12 protein-coding genes are annotated in these 15,952 nt (G+C 42.2%); 1 reads left to right on the forward strand and 11 read right to left on the reverse strand.

Annotated elements, in window-relative coordinates; genetic code table 11:
• Positions 1–118 precede the first annotated feature (118 nt).
• Positions 119–1,510 (reverse strand): pentapeptide repeat-containing protein, encoded by a 1,392-nt coding sequence (locus H589_RS0106030; RefSeq protein ID WP_027721196.1) that lies wholly within the window; start codon positions 1,508–1,510, stop codon positions 119–121.
• Between the two features lie 411 nt (positions 1,511–1,921).
• On the opposite strand from H589_RS0106030, the gene H589_RS19275 reads away from it, so the two are divergent.
• On the forward strand, positions 1,922–3,109 hold the full coding sequence (locus H589_RS19275) for a tyrosine-type recombinase/integrase (protein WP_084146889.1): 1,188 nt from the start codon (positions 1,922–1,924) through the stop codon (positions 3,107–3,109).
• 63 nt (positions 3,110–3,172) lie between these two features.
• Here H589_RS19275 and H589_RS19280 read toward each other — a convergent pair whose 3' ends face one another.
• The 10 genes from H589_RS19280 to H589_RS0106095 form a co-directional block, all read right to left on the reverse strand.
• The gene (locus H589_RS19280; protein WP_051249653.1) at positions 3,173–3,535 is read right to left on the reverse strand and encodes a glycosyltransferase; all 363 of its coding nucleotides are present in this window, start codon (positions 3,533–3,535) and stop codon (positions 3,173–3,175) included.
• 73 nt (positions 3,536–3,608) lie between these two features.
• Positions 3,609–5,537 (reverse strand): calcium-binding protein, encoded by a 1,929-nt coding sequence (locus H589_RS0106050; protein ID WP_027721197.1) that lies wholly within the window; start codon positions 5,535–5,537, stop codon positions 3,609–3,611.
• A gap of 989 nt (positions 5,538–6,526) precedes the next feature.
• Positions 6,527–7,837, reverse strand: coding sequence for a bacteriophage T4 gp5 trimerisation domain-containing protein (locus H589_RS0106060; protein WP_027721199.1), 1,311 nt, complete (start codon positions 7,835–7,837; stop codon positions 6,527–6,529).
• Positions 7,825–8,511 carry a hypothetical protein gene (locus H589_RS0106065; protein ID WP_027721200.1) on the reverse strand — a complete coding sequence of 229 codons (687 nt, stop codon included), beginning with the start codon at positions 8,509–8,511 and terminating at the stop codon, positions 7,825–7,827. Before H589_RS0106065 ends, H589_RS0106060 begins: the two co-directional genes overlap by 13 nt.
• Complete coding sequence (locus H589_RS19285) at positions 8,508–9,032, reverse strand: baseplate complex protein (RefSeq protein ID WP_051249654.1); 525 nt, start codon at positions 9,030–9,032, stop codon at positions 8,508–8,510. The genes H589_RS0106065 and H589_RS19285 overlap by 4 nt, the downstream gene beginning before the upstream one ends.
• A complete protein-coding gene (locus H589_RS0106075) occupies positions 9,029–9,931 on the reverse strand; it encodes a hypothetical protein (RefSeq protein ID WP_027721201.1) in 903 nt (300 codons plus the stop codon). Before H589_RS0106075 ends, H589_RS19285 begins: the two co-directional genes overlap by 4 nt.
• Positions 9,931–10,221 carry a hypothetical protein gene (locus H589_RS0106080; RefSeq protein WP_027721202.1) on the reverse strand — a complete coding sequence of 97 codons (291 nt, stop codon included), beginning with the start codon at positions 10,219–10,221 and terminating at the stop codon, positions 9,931–9,933. The genes H589_RS0106075 and H589_RS0106080 overlap by 1 nt, the downstream gene beginning before the upstream one ends.
• Before the next feature lie 3 nt (positions 10,222–10,224).
• On the reverse strand, positions 10,225–14,193 hold the full coding sequence (locus H589_RS20335; protein WP_051249655.1) for a phage tail-collar fiber domain-containing protein: 3,969 nt from the start codon (positions 14,191–14,193) through the stop codon (positions 10,225–10,227).
• Complete coding sequence (locus H589_RS0106090; protein ID WP_027721203.1) at positions 14,190–14,786, reverse strand: phage tail protein; 597 nt, start codon at positions 14,784–14,786, stop codon at positions 14,190–14,192. The genes H589_RS20335 and H589_RS0106090 overlap by 4 nt, the downstream gene beginning before the upstream one ends.
• Positions 14,783–15,952, reverse strand: coding sequence for a baseplate J/gp47 family protein (locus tag H589_RS0106095; RefSeq protein WP_027721204.1), 1,170 nt, complete (start codon positions 15,950–15,952; stop codon positions 14,783–14,785). Before H589_RS0106095 ends, H589_RS0106090 begins: the two co-directional genes overlap by 4 nt.

Genomic DNA, 15,952 nt, shown 5'->3' on the forward strand with positions numbered 1-15,952 from the left:
TGCAGTGAGTTTATTGCCGGAATTGTAACGTATTCTGTTTGATCGATTAGCTTTAAATTATGAAGGCCAGTCCTGTTATGGGGCTGGCCTTTTCGGAGTTGAAAAACATAAATCGTGATTACCTTCTAAATCGATTACGAAGCGCGAAGGCAAAAAGAGCGACCTGTAGAGGAATAATTAGCCGCGTAAAAACCAGAACCACCCCATTTGCCCACCCATACTGAGCATGAAACTCTATTGCAGTCGTTTTGAACAGCATTATGTTTTTAAACAACGTCATGAAAACTGTTCCAAAATTTTCTATATTTTCCCAAGTGGGTGCAGCCAAACCTTGAATAAGAAGGCTCGACTTAGAAGAGACTATCCCCACAAATCCTAAAAGGAACCAAATTCCAAGAATCAAACTAAGAAGAACTCCACCAGCCCTAAATGGTTTTTCACCAAATCCACTAATTAACCAATACCAAAATGTAGCTGATAAAACTTTACGAACTGGTCTACAAAATAAAATTTTGACAAAATGAAGCGAACGCTCTTTTATAGAACTTTTTTCATTTTCAAATAACTGCAAATGAATAGCTAATGGATCATCTGAAAATTCACTAATAAGCTTAAAAAGCTTTTCACGATAGTGCCAATCAGATAATTTCAACATATCATGTTTATCAGCAGCCATTTGCTTAAGACTCCTATATAAGTCCTCTAATGCCGTAAAGAAATGACTCGGCAAAATATCGTTATCTTGTGCAGCGCTAAATCTTTCTCTTTCTAAAGACATTCTAACAGGCCACTTACATCCTTGGAAAATAAAGAATGGAACTTCACGATCAGAAAACACAACATTATCTAACACTGCCGACCTAATATGAATTTTCCTATAGTCTGCATAGCAAGAAAAAAAATTAACATCCCCAATAAATTTGACTGATTTAAATTCAGCTAAATTTTCAAAAACACAATTAACGAAATCAGTACGTCCATGAAATTCAGCAAACTTAAAAGAAACACTGACTTCAAATTTTGCCGACATAAAATCACACTTAGTTTTAAAGATAGACCTTTTAAAAGAAACTTTTGTTTCAGAATCTTTCATAAAGTGGCTTTCTGCAAAAAGAGCTTCACTTTCAAAAATGCAACCGGTGAAATTAACATTTCCAAAATGGAACCCCTTAAATATGGCCTTTCCATGAAAATGGGATTCTTCAAATGAAAACCTTCTCTTTGCAGCGGAGGTTACTCTATTAAAACGCATTTCTTTATCTGTAAAATTAATATCTCCAGGAAAAACTATTCCCCTCATTTCCTGTGTTTCATAGCCATCCGGTTTAATCAAAGCAAAGACTCTTTGATTAAAGTCCTGATTAGAAACAAGACTCTTATCGTGTATATTTTCATATTTATATTCTTTTGGGGCATGAAATAAGCAATAACTTTTCCCTCTTTCAGGATCAGTATAAACAACTTCTTGAGGCTTACTCCACTCATATTCTTCACACTTACAACAAGGCATTAACGGCTCCTAATATTGTAGACCAGCAGGACGTTATATATTTTTTCATAACGCCGCAAGCAATCCCCCGTCAAACAATGCAAGATCCTGACTCTCAATATCAATTGACCAGAATTTCAAAATGTTATCCAATTGTTATCCACGCGGTTATCCACGCAAAAAAACCGATTAAGCTATTCGCCTAATCGGTTAATTTTATTGAAAAAAGTGGTGGAGCTGAAGAGAATTGAACTCTTGACCTCTTGAATTACATTCAATTTTTTAACACTTCATTTCACCTCACAAAACATCACATTATCCCTTTGTTTAAAAGAGACTTGACGACTTCACACTTATTTTCATATCACCATATTTCAGATCGTTTTTTACAAAAAGTGGTACCAAAGTGGTACCGCACTTCTGGAGAAACGTATGGCGAAGGATAAAAGAAAGTGGATTACTTCAGCAAAATTTTCTGGCGTGCGCTGGTACCAGCATGAAACCCGAAAACATGGGGTAAAATTTGATAAGTGCTTTGGCTTGCGCTATGCGGCGGCTGGTAGAAGATTTCAACCAACTCTTGGTTGGGCCAGTGAAGGATGGACTGAGCAAAAAGCAGCTATAGAACTTTCAAAGCTCAAGGAAGCCTACAAAACAGGCAAAGGAAACTTCTCACTTTCGGAAAAACGGAAAAAGAACCAGAAGAAATATCTGCAAGAGCAAGAAGAGATAAAAACAAAAGAAAAAGAATCTACTACCTTCTCTGATTTCTGGGAACAAAGCTACTGGCCAACGCAAAACTATAAGTCTGTCGGATCTCTCGGAGCTGAATCAGCACTTTATAGAAACTGGATATGCCCAAAGATAGGCAAAGTTCAGCTTGTAAGGCTCAAAGCTAAAGATGTTGAAAAAGTTTCATCCGCTATGTTTGCAAAAGACAGGAGTATAGCATCTGTCAATTATGCTTTAGCCGTGATCTCACAAGTCTGGAATCTTGCAAAACGCGATGGACTTGTTGCAGAAGACTCCCCCACTAAAAAAGTGAAGCTACCCAAAAAAGATAATCACCGCACCCGCTTTTTGACAAAAGATGAAGCTACCAGACTTTTCAAAGAGTTAAAAACAAGATCCCCCGAAACCCACGACATGGCTATTCTAGCTTTATACTGCGGATTACGGTTCGGAGAAATTGCCTCCCTTACATGGCAGGACATCGATTTCGAAAATGAAGATATTTACATTCGAGATCCCAAAGCAGGAATTAACCGTAAAGCTTTTTTCATTAATCAAGTACGAGAGATGCTACAGCGTAGATCCGCTGAACCCCACGCAAGTGCAGAACTCATATTTAGCACCATTGACGGAGGCAAACTTGTTCGAGTCTCGAAGACATTCGGCAGAATTGCGGCTGAAATGTTCAATGAAGAAGTGGCAGACCCCAGACAAAAGGTCTGCTTTCATAGCCTGCGTCATACTTTTGCATCATGGCATGTCCAGCGTGGAACAGATTTATACACCGTTAAGAAGCTCATGGGACATATTAGCTTTAAAATGACTCAACGTTATGCACACCTCGCCCCTGACGGACTTAGGAAGGCTGTTAAGGTTTTGGAGGATTAAGAAGCTGAATTAATGCTTGCTAGGAAAACATATCTCACACCTGTAGTGAACTAATCAATCGAACTACTTTGCAAGGCAACCCAAAAGGACTTGCTCATGTTTAACGAGCAAATTACTCAAATCATACTTATCCAAAATTGTCTGACGAGCATTTCTACGGATTTTTTTAAATGTCTCTTGCTTGTTTAAAGCCTTAATTACTGACTTAGACAGTTGTTTACTGTCCCAGAAATTCACAAGAAAACCATTTTCACCATGTGTAATAACTTCACGGACAGGTGCTGTGTCAGAGGCAACAAGCAAACATCCGCTACTCATTGCTTCAAGCATCGACCATGAAAGAACAAATGGCGCAGTTAAGTATACATGTACTGACGAGGCCCTTAATAACTTTTGATATTCATCATATGGCCTAAAACCTGACATACCATTTCTCCATACAGTTATAGGTTAATGCGCGTGCTAACGCACGACACAATGAATTATTATATATGCAGCATCACCTTTTACTGCTGGAAACATTGCTTTGGTTTATTTTGAAAAGATCACTATCTAAATTGGAACCTTGCACACCTTTATTGCTACGGTACTCGCCGTCATCAATATTGTATTCTCCGGTTTCTCTCCACTTATTGTAGTTATCCAAAATCTTGCAGAGCAGTTCATTTTTAGAATCTACCTCATCAGGTATATTATTACCGACAATTCCGTTCCATGAGCCCACTTTCTCACTGAATCCCTTTACAAGATTTATCTTTGACCCAGAGCCAACTCCACTTATAATAGAACTGGTTATCGCATAAGCATTAAGGACATCATTACCACTACCAAAATCTACAAATGAATTTGATACATAACAATTCAATGTATCATCACCATCTCCGAGACTGGCAATACTATCAGACATTATATAATCAAACGAAGCTTTATCGCTACCAGAACCAGTATCGAGAACAGAGCGATCATACTCCCGACTTTTTACAGTATCACTTCCTGCGCCAGTATAAACTTTGCTTTTATATACGCCTTCCTTTACATAAATCGAATCCGCTCCATCCCCTGTCTCGATATTACTGTCGCGGATATATGCGGCGCTGACGAAATCATTCCCGCGTCCTGTTGAAATCTTGGACTTTTGTATGTCTCGCGCCTCGATTTTAGTGCCCTTTGAAGTCTTTTTTGCAACCTTTGAATTGCCTTCTTGCTTAATGGAATCCTCAGCTTCCTTAGCATCGGTAGTTATAGTTGCCTTGCTTATAAAGGATGCCTTTATATTCAGCGAGCCGCCCGAGACATTGATTTTAGAGTCATCAATAAATTCGGCGCGAACACTTAAATCTCCATCCGCCTTTACAGTGGAAGAATAGTCTATTGCATAACCTTGTGCGACATCACTTCCTGTACCAGTTTCCAGATTGCTGGCCCGCAACGCACCAAATTCAATCTGATCATCACCTTCTCCAAGATCTACATCTGACTCATAAACTCCAGCGAGAGACTTCTTCGCATCTTCCCAATCCTTTTTATCAAGAGTTCGGTCAATCTGTACCTTATCATCACCAGACCCTGTTCTCACAGTCGATTGATATATAACTCCCGCAGTGATGGAGTCGTCTCCTGATCCGGTATCAATTGTCACATCCTTAGCCCTGTCATACTTAACAGAATCATCACCAGAGCCGGTATCGATGAAGCTGACATTCGAATACCGACCGCCATGGACAAAAACCCGGTCATTACCACTTCCACCATCAATGGAGACCCCGGCTGACAACTTGCCTTCTTCAGCCTCCTTCTGTTCTTCGGCATCTCCTTCGGTTTTGACCTTTTCTTCATTGTAGTCTCCAGACAACTCTACAATTGTGTCATTCCCGTCTCCACCGGAAAGATCCTTATTATTAAGCCCGATAATCAGGTCGTCGCCTTCGGTTTCATCTCCTTTCACGTAGTCATTGATATTGAGCTTTCCGTCTTTACCTTCATTGATAATCGTATCTTTTTTTAAGGTAAAACAACCTTCAAGCTCATCATCGGCACCAAAGATACTGGCCTGATAGCCGTAGAATGCTCCACCAACCTTGAAAGCTTCTTTATTAGGCTTCCATATCTTATCTACAACAACAGTTCGCCCTGAAGACATGGTCGTGGATGCAATGGTTAAAGTCTCGCTGCCCTCTGGTTTTTCAGGAGCAGTAGTATAAGCTCCGTCGGGCAGGTCGACAGATTTAGTATCATGACTAGCCTGCTTCGCGCCTGCCTCGGAAATACTGACAACATCGCCTGTTGACGGAAAATCGGTGTCCTTTTCATTGTTAGCGTCGAGCTCTTTATCAGTAGCTTGCACTTCCAAATTTTTCTTGATTTTTTCTTCATCAACATAAATCTGATTATCAACAGAGCCGGATTGACCTATGATAGATGAAGGCATAAGCCCCTCCCTACGGTTAACTAAAGTTATTATCAGCCTTGAAACTTAGACTGTTTAAAGTAATACCAAAAATAAATAGACAACTACTATATCGGAAATATTTGAAACATCTTTAGAATAAGTCATGTCAATAATCAACTTGTGTTCTATATTATACAGCTCAATAATGATCCTGCCACACTCTTTTGGACAGTCAGTTAAGCCACAATAATATCATCCTGACGGTTGATTTCAAATTCCGCAGGTGACAGCCATCCATTACTGGAATGGCGTCTTCTACGATTGTAGTAGGCCTCAATATGCGTCTGAATGTTCGAGATAGTTCAGATTACCGCATTTATAGCCAACATGGTATTTGGTGTAGACCCAAAATAAAATGGTGGAAAAGTGGTGGACGAAAAGCCAGAAACAAGAAAAGGCCTAGAAGGAAAACCTTCTAAGCCTTTGATATCTATGGTGGAGCTGAAGAGAATTGAACTCTTGGCCTCTTGAATGCCATTCATAGCTTTAATAAAGTTATCCTGTATTAACAAATAGTTAATATTTTTTCTTTACATCATTTATTGCTTTTTGTTGTTGGTACTATCCATTTTGTACGTAAAGGAATGACGTAAAAAAATTACTCTCACGTACGAAGAAACAAGAATAATCCCCTACTCATCATCTCTTTTTTTAAAAAAAACAGATAACTGTTTAATATTATAAATAACTTTTATTTAGACCTATTCATCAATCTTGCACAAGATTGCAAGTCCTTGCAGACTCCGCAAGCCATTAAATTCACTGTAAACCTTGTTGTTAAGCTGTTGCGGCTACATCTTGCAGTTCTCTCTTTTTTGCAAAAAATAGCTCCAAATGTCTCGAGGGTAGGTACGGGTGAGTTCGAATTTTCTGGTAACTTTATTTTTTTTAAATTTTTCTGTGAACACAAACAAAAGCCCTGCCTCATTCCTGAAGCAGGGCTTTCAGTTTTCTAATTCGTAATCGCCTCACCCAGACATAACATCCAGCTTGCCACGAATTACGTCAATATCATCCGCATGGCTCTTAACCTCTGCCGCCTGAACAATCTTTGTTGCTTCCGGATGCGTGTGATGGTCAAGAACATAAAGAGCGTCCCGCACCTCTGCCATAAAATCCAGCATCAGCGGAAAAAAGCTAATATTACCGTCCTTGGTTGTTAGTGTGAATGTTGTCCCTTTCATCCGGATATTCTCTGCCTGAATATTTTTATCTCCGGAAACATCTTCTGAGCTACGACCGCTAACCGTGCTTTGCATATCACCGCCGATTGTCTCAGTAAAATTGCCATCGGTCTTGCTGGTAAAATTCTCGGTAACATTCCTGGTAAAACTTTTCTTCACGGTCTGGGTTCTGTTTCCGTCTACCTTGGATGTATGATCCTTTTTAATTTCATCCGTGCGATTACCGCGCACCTCGGTGCTGTGATCCAGATCAGTAACGTCCGCCCGATTGCCCATAACCGTAGAACTTTCATTCTGACCAACCACTTCAGTTAAATTCAGAGTGGTGTTTTCATTTCGATTCATCAGCACATTTTCAGTCATATTCTGCTTAATTGTGTGATGATGATCCCCTCCTGTAACTCCATTCCAATCTCTGGAAACAATCCAGCTGGCATCGGCAGCAGTGACAAAATTCATGTTATCAATAGCCACCATATCAATATGCCCACCAGAACCAAGCAGCACCGCGCCCAAAGCTTCAATATGCTTTACTCCACCGATTTCCTCTGTGCTGTTTCCGGCAATCTTGCGGAAGTCACGCACCAGCTCAACCATAGAATCAATCGCGCCAACAGCCCTTTTCAAACTGCTGTCTGTAATCTGGCCAGTAGTTTTACGTGTCCAGTTTCCGTTAGGATCAACGCGCTGCAAAGTCTCATCATCCTGCTGCCAAAGCAGCTCACCAGTTGCCACTTTAGGAAGCGACAACCCCAGCGGATAGATCTGCCGTATCAGCGGATGATCCGGCCTACCGTAAGCAAACCCGACAACCACCATTACGCCAGTTTCTGGAAAACCAAAACTTCCTCGCTCCATCCCCGCACTTGATACAGGAAGCGGAACATCTTTATATATAGGATACGCTGCGTCCCGTTCACCTTCAGGTGTAAGTATTTCCAGATCCACTGCATAGCGCGGTCGGAACCGCTCACAGCTTCCACCCTGCTCCGGCTCATCACTCACGGCCAGCACTCTGGCATATCTATCTAAATGCAATCCTCCGGAGAGCTCAGGAAACAGTTTAAGCACAGCTTTGCGGATTACTTCACGCATGTAATCTCCATCTCATGGCCTTTGAGCTTTATACTCTTTACCCGCTGCCCGTTGAGTTTTGCTCCGGGTCGTAACGCCGGGATAATCGGACAGCACTTTGATCCATCAGTCAGAACCCGCTTGAACCATTTTTCAGGAACCTTTAGCGGCCTGCTTGCCCATCTGGACTCTTGCCATGATCCAACAAATATTTGGCCATCAGGTTGTGGGTTCCAGATATAATCCGGAATCTGGAACACATCGCCGATCATGGACATAGCATGAAAACCATCACCAAGAGTCTGAAAAGAAGGAACTTTTGTATCAGAATATGACTGCTCCGGAACAATAAAAATCAACCCGGTAATATCCGTGTAGTGTTCAAGTACATCATTAAGTGTGGAATGACGTAACGATACTGGCCAGTGCTTATCAAGCACGCCGGAAAGCTCACGGCAAAATATGCGCTGCTGCAGATTATCAACTTTGTGGCAGCTTTCCACATACCCTGTAAAAAATAAACGGTCTTTATCCTGGGACGAATAACCGACAACGAACTGCACCACCCCAGAAACGGCTTCAGATGCTTTTATCTGAAAAACTGCACGCCCTGATCCGCAAAGCTCAAGACGAATATCTTCATTCACAATATGATAAAGCTGCCCGCCTATTGTCAGAGTTTTACGGATATTCATGATGCAGCCTTATCAACATTGTCTATTACCTTTGTCCATGATGTTTTTGTATCCGTAACCGGCTTAACTCTTCCAGTAGCTTTTCCCGGTTCATTTTCAACTACCGCGGCTACGCCTTTCTGCCTCTGCTCCACCTTTTCCGGCACTGACAAATATTCACGAAGTTTGAAAGTAATGCTCCATGCCCGTTGGCTGTCCAGTTCATTCCAGCCCACACTTTCACAACAACTTACCTGAGTAATTCCACCGGCATTAGCTGTTGTGTTTGCAATGGTATAAACCATCATCTCGCCACTATCATTTTTGGTTTCCAGCACCCTGATTAATTCCTGAAGCTTGGCATAATCTTTAAATCTGATATTCAAAGACACATTCAAAGTCTTAGCTTTGATTCCTTTATGAGCTGTATCAGTACCGGAAGTCTCACCGGATATTTCCTCTTCATATATTTCCATTCCGCCATTAACCTTAAGGCCATAGCCAGGAACATTGTAGCTGCCCAGTCTTAAAAATGTATTCATATTCCCAGCACCTCACGAAAAACGGTCATGGCTTCAGCTTCACCAATCCAGCAACAGATTACACTCAGAATGTGCGCACCTTCCCTAATAGCTAATCGTGAAAAATCATGGCGAATCTGGCGTACGCTGCCTGATAAATATGCAGCATTTCCGGATCCTCCCGAAAAACTAGAGCATAGATTCTTCCAAACTTCATCCGCCTGCTCAGTCTGTATCCGTTTTTTATTTATCAGCTCGCTTAACAGACTTTCCGGACGGATGTTCTGAGTATCGTAACCATGGGAAACTGCCACCAGTCTGGCCATTCTTGCATCCATCATTTTGTTGGTCTGGTGCTGTCTTTCTTCCAGACTCTGGAATTTTGGAGAGATGAAGCCATTGCCGAATATATATTTTTCATTTTCATGAACAGACAGATCCGCGGCTCTGCGCTGAACAAGCTGCAGACTAGTAACCGGAAAAACATTATTAAAAACCGCTAGTTTTGCGGCCATATCAGCATGATCGTAACCGGTTATCTTTAAAAACAAAGCGCCGCACTCACTTGCAGGTAACTTCTCATAAGGATCGGCAAGTTTAGCCAGAACGGCATCACGGCAGCCACTAGGTGATAAATATGTGTAATCTCCACGCTTATCCCCTACGGGATGAACATATGGATGAACGCAAATAAATTGTGCATTAACAGCCAGCAGAGTTTTTAGCCGATTAGTCAGATCAGCTGCATTGCCGGCATTTCCCGATATAGGTGAAGGCGTGACTGGAATAAATCCGGCCACACCTGACAAACGGGACTGTGCTGCAGACATTTCACCAGACACAGCTGTCAGGACAGAATCAGAGTCCTGTTTTATACCTGCAGCCGTATCTGGAAGTGTGAAATTAACTGTCTGCCACACTATTTCCTGCCCATCAAAATTACGCGGAAAATTCCAACGATGTTTTTAAGTGCCTTTTTTCGAGTTTCAACATTTGTTGCCGCGTCGTAAGCGGCTTCCGCCGCATCCAGTTCATTACGGGTTTGAGATGAGATTTGCCCGCTATCAATGGTACGGGTCTTAACCTTAATAGATCTTTCAACTCCAGGAATAATCATTTCTGAACTTCCACGGAATTCCCCAAGGATGAAAGGCGCAAGTTCAGCAGCCAACGCCTTTTTTTCGTCAATAGTCATCTTGCTAATATTCATTGATTAAGCTCCTTGCTTCCAGGTATCGCACTGAGTTTCAGTAATGCGGGTTTCTGATCCTTCAGGTAATCCTGACACACCAATAGCCACACGTCGGAAAGGAGCTTTTGGGGTAATTTTTTCGGATTCCAGTAGCATAAAATCAGGACGATCAAGGTCGGCATCAGTGCCAAGAATAGCGTTTTCAACGTCAATTTCGGCAAAATCAGCCGGAGTGAATGCGGTTTCGGCAGGGACTGTTACTGCTGAATCCTGAATAAGCATTCGTTTAACTGAGCCAGTACCATCCTCGGTAGGATCATTACTCCTTGAGAACAGTAAGTAATCTCCACTGAAAACAACACTTGCTCCAGTTCCAACAAAGTCTGGCAACTTTGCTGATAGTGTCTTTGTAGCAATATCAATACGATAAATACCGTACGTATCAGATGAACCGCTAGCAGCAACATATACATAGTTCCCACGCACGTTAATATTTCGTATATGCTTAATTGTTTCAGCATCATTGAACCATTCAGTCCATGTAGTGCCATTATCAGATGAACGATAAATTATGTTAGAGTCACCTGCAAAATAACAAAATCCATCAGCCTCTACTAATGCATAGCCAATAATTCCAAGTTTAGGACCTTCTGTCCACGTAACTCCATTATCATCGCTGTATTTAACGTTTCCATTATATCCATTTGCAATAAAGCGACCCGAATTTAACACGAATATATGCTCAGCCCACGTTGCTACTTCTGCTTTTTCATTGAATGCCCCACCATAATTACTGACGTATATCTCGCTATTTTTGCCGCAAAGAATATGCTGACCATCAGCAGATACGGCTAACCCACGTGGATTTGCACAATCTAATACATTAAAAGTAACACCGCCATCTGTTGATTTTAAAAGATAGCCGTTTGAATTTGCAATAAATATAGCATTTTTTGAAAATGCAATATTAAAAATATTGCCGTCGATCGTATATATGTGGGTCCACGTAGCACCATAATCTACAGATTTATATAACTGTGCTGTGTCATCAACATCAAAGTAGTAAACTACACCATCGTGATACGGATCGTTAAATAACTCAGCATTATGCTGTGCGCTGGACTCATAGACAGGCCAATTATCAATCCCAACCTTCACATTTGTTGCGGCGGTAAGGGATGGTAGGATATGGGCTTTGGTAGGTGCTGAAGTAAATCCGGCGGCTGAAATGTCAGCGATGTATTTATCGCCAGCATATTGAATCCAATAAAAAGGTTTACCATTAGCAGAAATGTCGGTTTCAAAATTTGCCCCGGTCAAATACGACCCGGCATCGGCTAAATCAGTAGTGCTAGTTAAATACATCCTTCCTGATGCTTCAACTAGAACTAACCAATAATCCTCACCTACAGTCAACTCCGGTGCGCCGGAGTAGTCATATTGTGCATTGGTCTGCACTGACCCGTCTATCAACGCACCGGACCAAAGCTCTATACCGGGTCTACCGTTGTTGTCGGAGAACAATTTAGGGATTGTGCGACAATCTGATCCATAATCCAGATTCCAATCAAAACAGACTATTCCTAAACTTATATCTTCAGCAGTGAACTTAATTGCAACCTGAGTATCAATATCGTCACGATCATCGCTACTAGACAACCATGATCCGCTAATCTTGCCGGAACCATAAATACAGGAAAGGACAGCACATGCATTTGTTGTTGAATCAGTAATAAAGGTTGTTCCGACAGGAGATGACCATTCCAACGACGTAAGAGTGGCAAAATTGCCAGTGTTGTTATAATAATCATAGACCGCGCCATCGGAGAGGTAACACAAATAATAATCTCCAGTATCTGGCACAACATAATCTATAGCTGCGTAAGTAGGACTAGATGGCCCACCCTGTATAGTCATGTCCAAACTTCGCGCAACTATTTCATACTCTTGCCCTGAAATATGACGGACAACGCACATTGCAAAATTATGATTATTTCTAAGCCAAGCAGCCCCATAGCGGATTTGCTCACCATTTATTAAAGAATGATTCAGGTCTACATATGCCCCGGCAAAACTGCCAAAACTGCCAGACGCGGGACCTGTAGTAAATGCACCGGATGTACCAATTGAATCAACAGCTACATCACCAAGTGTCGCAATACCCTCACTGGTACCAACCTTCAAACCAGCAGTCAGCTGGTCCGTAGTGACAAGATGAGTAGAACTGGTTCTCTCATCCACCTTCAAACCCTGTTCACGGATTTTCAGCCTAGTCTGAAGACTAATCCAATCTCCCTCATCCGCGCCTTGATCAACGCAGTTACTACGGAGTGCAGCATCATCAGCAAGCGCGACTCCGGCAGCAGAGGCGTTGTCGTAACCATCCCACGAAGTAAAAGAAATAGCCTCATCACCTGTGATAAATGCCATAGCTGTATGAAAACTGGTAGCAGTTGACCACTCAGACCAACCGAGAGCACTCCCTTTGTGACGAACTTCCCACACATAATCACTGGAAACTTGTAACAACCCCGCAGGTAGAACATATTCTGTCACGGGGCCAAGTTCCGGTGACAAGTGTAAAGCAGTATCACCGATCCTCACACGGAACTGTGTTGATTCATGGGTATCAGTCTCATCTCCCACCACATTAAACTGGCTGGAAATAAACTTAGGACACTCCATAACACCAGTTGCACCGGAGCTGGGCGAAATATTTGATGGACGGTCCACGTAATTAAAAATATCGCGAGTTGTGAAAGTCACAGCAGTTGACCATGGTGACCACTGTCCAGTGTTCAGCCTACGCCTTACTCTAACTTTATAAATACTCGCTACTTGCAAATAATCGGCAGGCATTTCAAAAGAGGTTAATGCAACTGCACTGGGGCCTGAATCAAAAACAGGATTACTGAAATCTTTTGAAGCGTAGTCTATCTGCCACTGCGCTGCATTCTGCAATGTATTTGCAAAGATCGGTACAAACTGAGTACAGGTAAAAACAGGTGTTTCACCTATATTTTCTGCCATGTTCAGGGGATATAAGATATCCGGAACGCCTGTAGCGAGTTTGGCCAGTAGTTCGCTATGCGCATCAGGATCAGTTTCGTGACCATGGACCAAAGTTTTAAGATACTCCACTAGATCTGTTTCAATATTGTCTACAACTCGGCGGTCTACAATCTTTCCAGTAGCATCAACATCAGCAACTTTTACAAAGTAATGCTTAATTCCATCCTGGATATTATCTTCAAAGTTATCACCATAAACCGGAACTGCCTTGGCCACGACAGTTGAGCCTTGCGGTGAAAGCGATACATCCAGCCAGATTGACTTAGGCAGCCTCGCCCCTGATACAGGAAACGGATTATCCAGATCTATACGAATCCCTTCCACATAGGCTACGCCAGAGGACAAAGTATAAGATCCTTCAGTGTTAATCAGCTTAAAACCATCTTTCCAGAATCTTGCACGGCCGTAGATATCACGGTTCGTTTTCCTATCCCGCTCATCAAGGCCGGAAAGTCTGGTAGAAAAATCCAGCTGCCATGTATCAGCAGCCACGGTCATTCCGGTGCTTTCCGCAGCACCGTCAAAAGACAGCATGAAATTGCGGGTCAGGTGATTGCCCTGAATCTGACCGGCTGTCTTAAACTTGGAAATAGTCGGCAATGTTGTAATAGCCACCACAACATCTGCGGCAGAAGAATAAAGACCAATCCAGTTAAAATCATAGTCTCCATCATTGCTATCAAGCACGGCTGAATAGACAACCTGGTTAGGACTTACATAAGCCATATACTCTGCTGGAATATCATATTCCTGCATGATCTGTTCAGCAGCAGGTTTTTGACTGCTACGGTCAACAGCTACTTCAGGGTCCACATCGGGAACATTTGCAAAAATCATTTTATCAATGACCAGCAGCTGCCCTGCCCCCTGTTTTGCTGCAATTAAATTTTCACCGGCAACGGTAATCACTGAACTCATAATTTAGCCTCAATTGTCAGAGTGTCGTTATCAAAACCGCCTCCATGAACCAACATGGCCAGCGGCGGGACTTTCGCATAAATAGTTAATGTATCGTGATTAAATTCCTGAGTATTAATCTTGACACTGATAGGTGTAATGACCTGCCAATCATAACGGCGGCATGTACGCCCATAGTGTTGAATCAACGCTTCAAGAAGTTTTTGATTAATAGATAGCTGGCTGTCTGAAAGACGAATGGAAACAATGTCCCAATCCTGTCCTGGAAGACGTTCTTCAATTTCCACGTACCCAACGCCAAGCCGCTGAAAAATTCTTTTAAAACCGGCAACAGATCCTGAATCAATGGCATTGATTCGAGCAAACCTCACACGTTTACGAAACATTTCCAGCGGTTCAGAGCTAAAACGCTTGATATCTCTCTGCCACGCCAGCAGCTTTAAAAAACCTTCCGTGCAATTATCAGGATCCTGCATATTGACGGGAATCATTGCCCATTCAGTAAGCTTTTCCCACCAGCCAAAAGCGGCTTGTCTTAACTTTTCAAGCTCTCGGCCTCCAAGCCAGAATGGCAGCTCTAAAACTGGAATCATACTCCAAGCTCCACAGTCAATTCGGTCAATTGAGGCAGGTTCATTCCTGTAACAATATCCTGGCTTAAATCGAATTCAACGGACTTCAGATCCTTAAATTCTAAGTGAAGTTCCTCTTTAAGTCTGGACAAAGAAAAGCGTGAAAAAGGAAAAGTCTGTGTGGCTTCGTAGTTTGAATTTTCCCGAAAGGCACAGCGGATGAGATCCTCAATTCCCTGCTTCAGATCTATAATTTTACTTTCAGCAAGGTGAGCCACAGGATAAACCGCTACAACCATGGATACATCGCTGGTAGGCATGGGAAAACACACCATATCATCGCCATGTCCATGGTGACCGTTATCTCGAATGTATAAATTAATAGCGTCAACAAAATCCTGTGAGGGAATCCCTGAATCAATCATGATAAAGGCATTAGCGCTTCCAGGACCTCTCGGAGCTCCATGCTCAAAATAAATATAATCAGTGCGAATTCCTGCAAACAAAGCAATATCAGCCGTGTAAGCAGCGTCATGATGATACTGTCCAACAGCAGAAAATTGATTGCGACATCGCAAACGAAAAGGTTCGTCTGCTTCTTTATCTGCACCCGGTACTTCCAGCCATTCATTTTCATTTTTTACAGCTGCAATGCCAGGAATAGGGCGGGGTAAAATTGAATAATAGCCAGGTCCAAGATTATAGGCTGTTCCGGTCTGCTCTGCGACAACAGGAACAGTAAAGACCAGTTCTCCATCGACAGCAGTAACATCTTTAGAAGTAATAAGCCGGTATACATATCCTGATATAGCTGGAGTTTCTATAATCGTTCCAGACGGTATAGTCAGAGCACCTACAGAATTAGTACGAGTAAAACTAATTACACCGCGGGCTGCTAAAGCGTTTTTTCGCTCCAGATCAACTCCCCATCCAAAAATATCAAGCCATATTCCTGAAGCCGTTTTTAAAAATGTATTCGGCAGCGCAGTGTCAGCCAGCAAATCAACCAGCCATTTGCAAGGCTGAGTAACGATAGCATTCATCAGCCTCCAAAAAGGAGACCATTTAGAATCATTCTGAATAAGACTTCCCTGCTCCGTATTCAGATCTTTCCAGATCTGATCCATCTCATTCTCAGTAGTAGGGACTCCGACTTCCCTAAGCATTTCTCTATAATCTACAGCCAT

The organism is Maridesulfovibrio zosterae DSM 11974 (genome assembly GCF_000425265.1).
Classification (GTDB): Bacteria; Desulfobacterota; Desulfovibrionia; order Desulfovibrionales; family Desulfovibrionaceae; genus Maridesulfovibrio; species Maridesulfovibrio zosterae.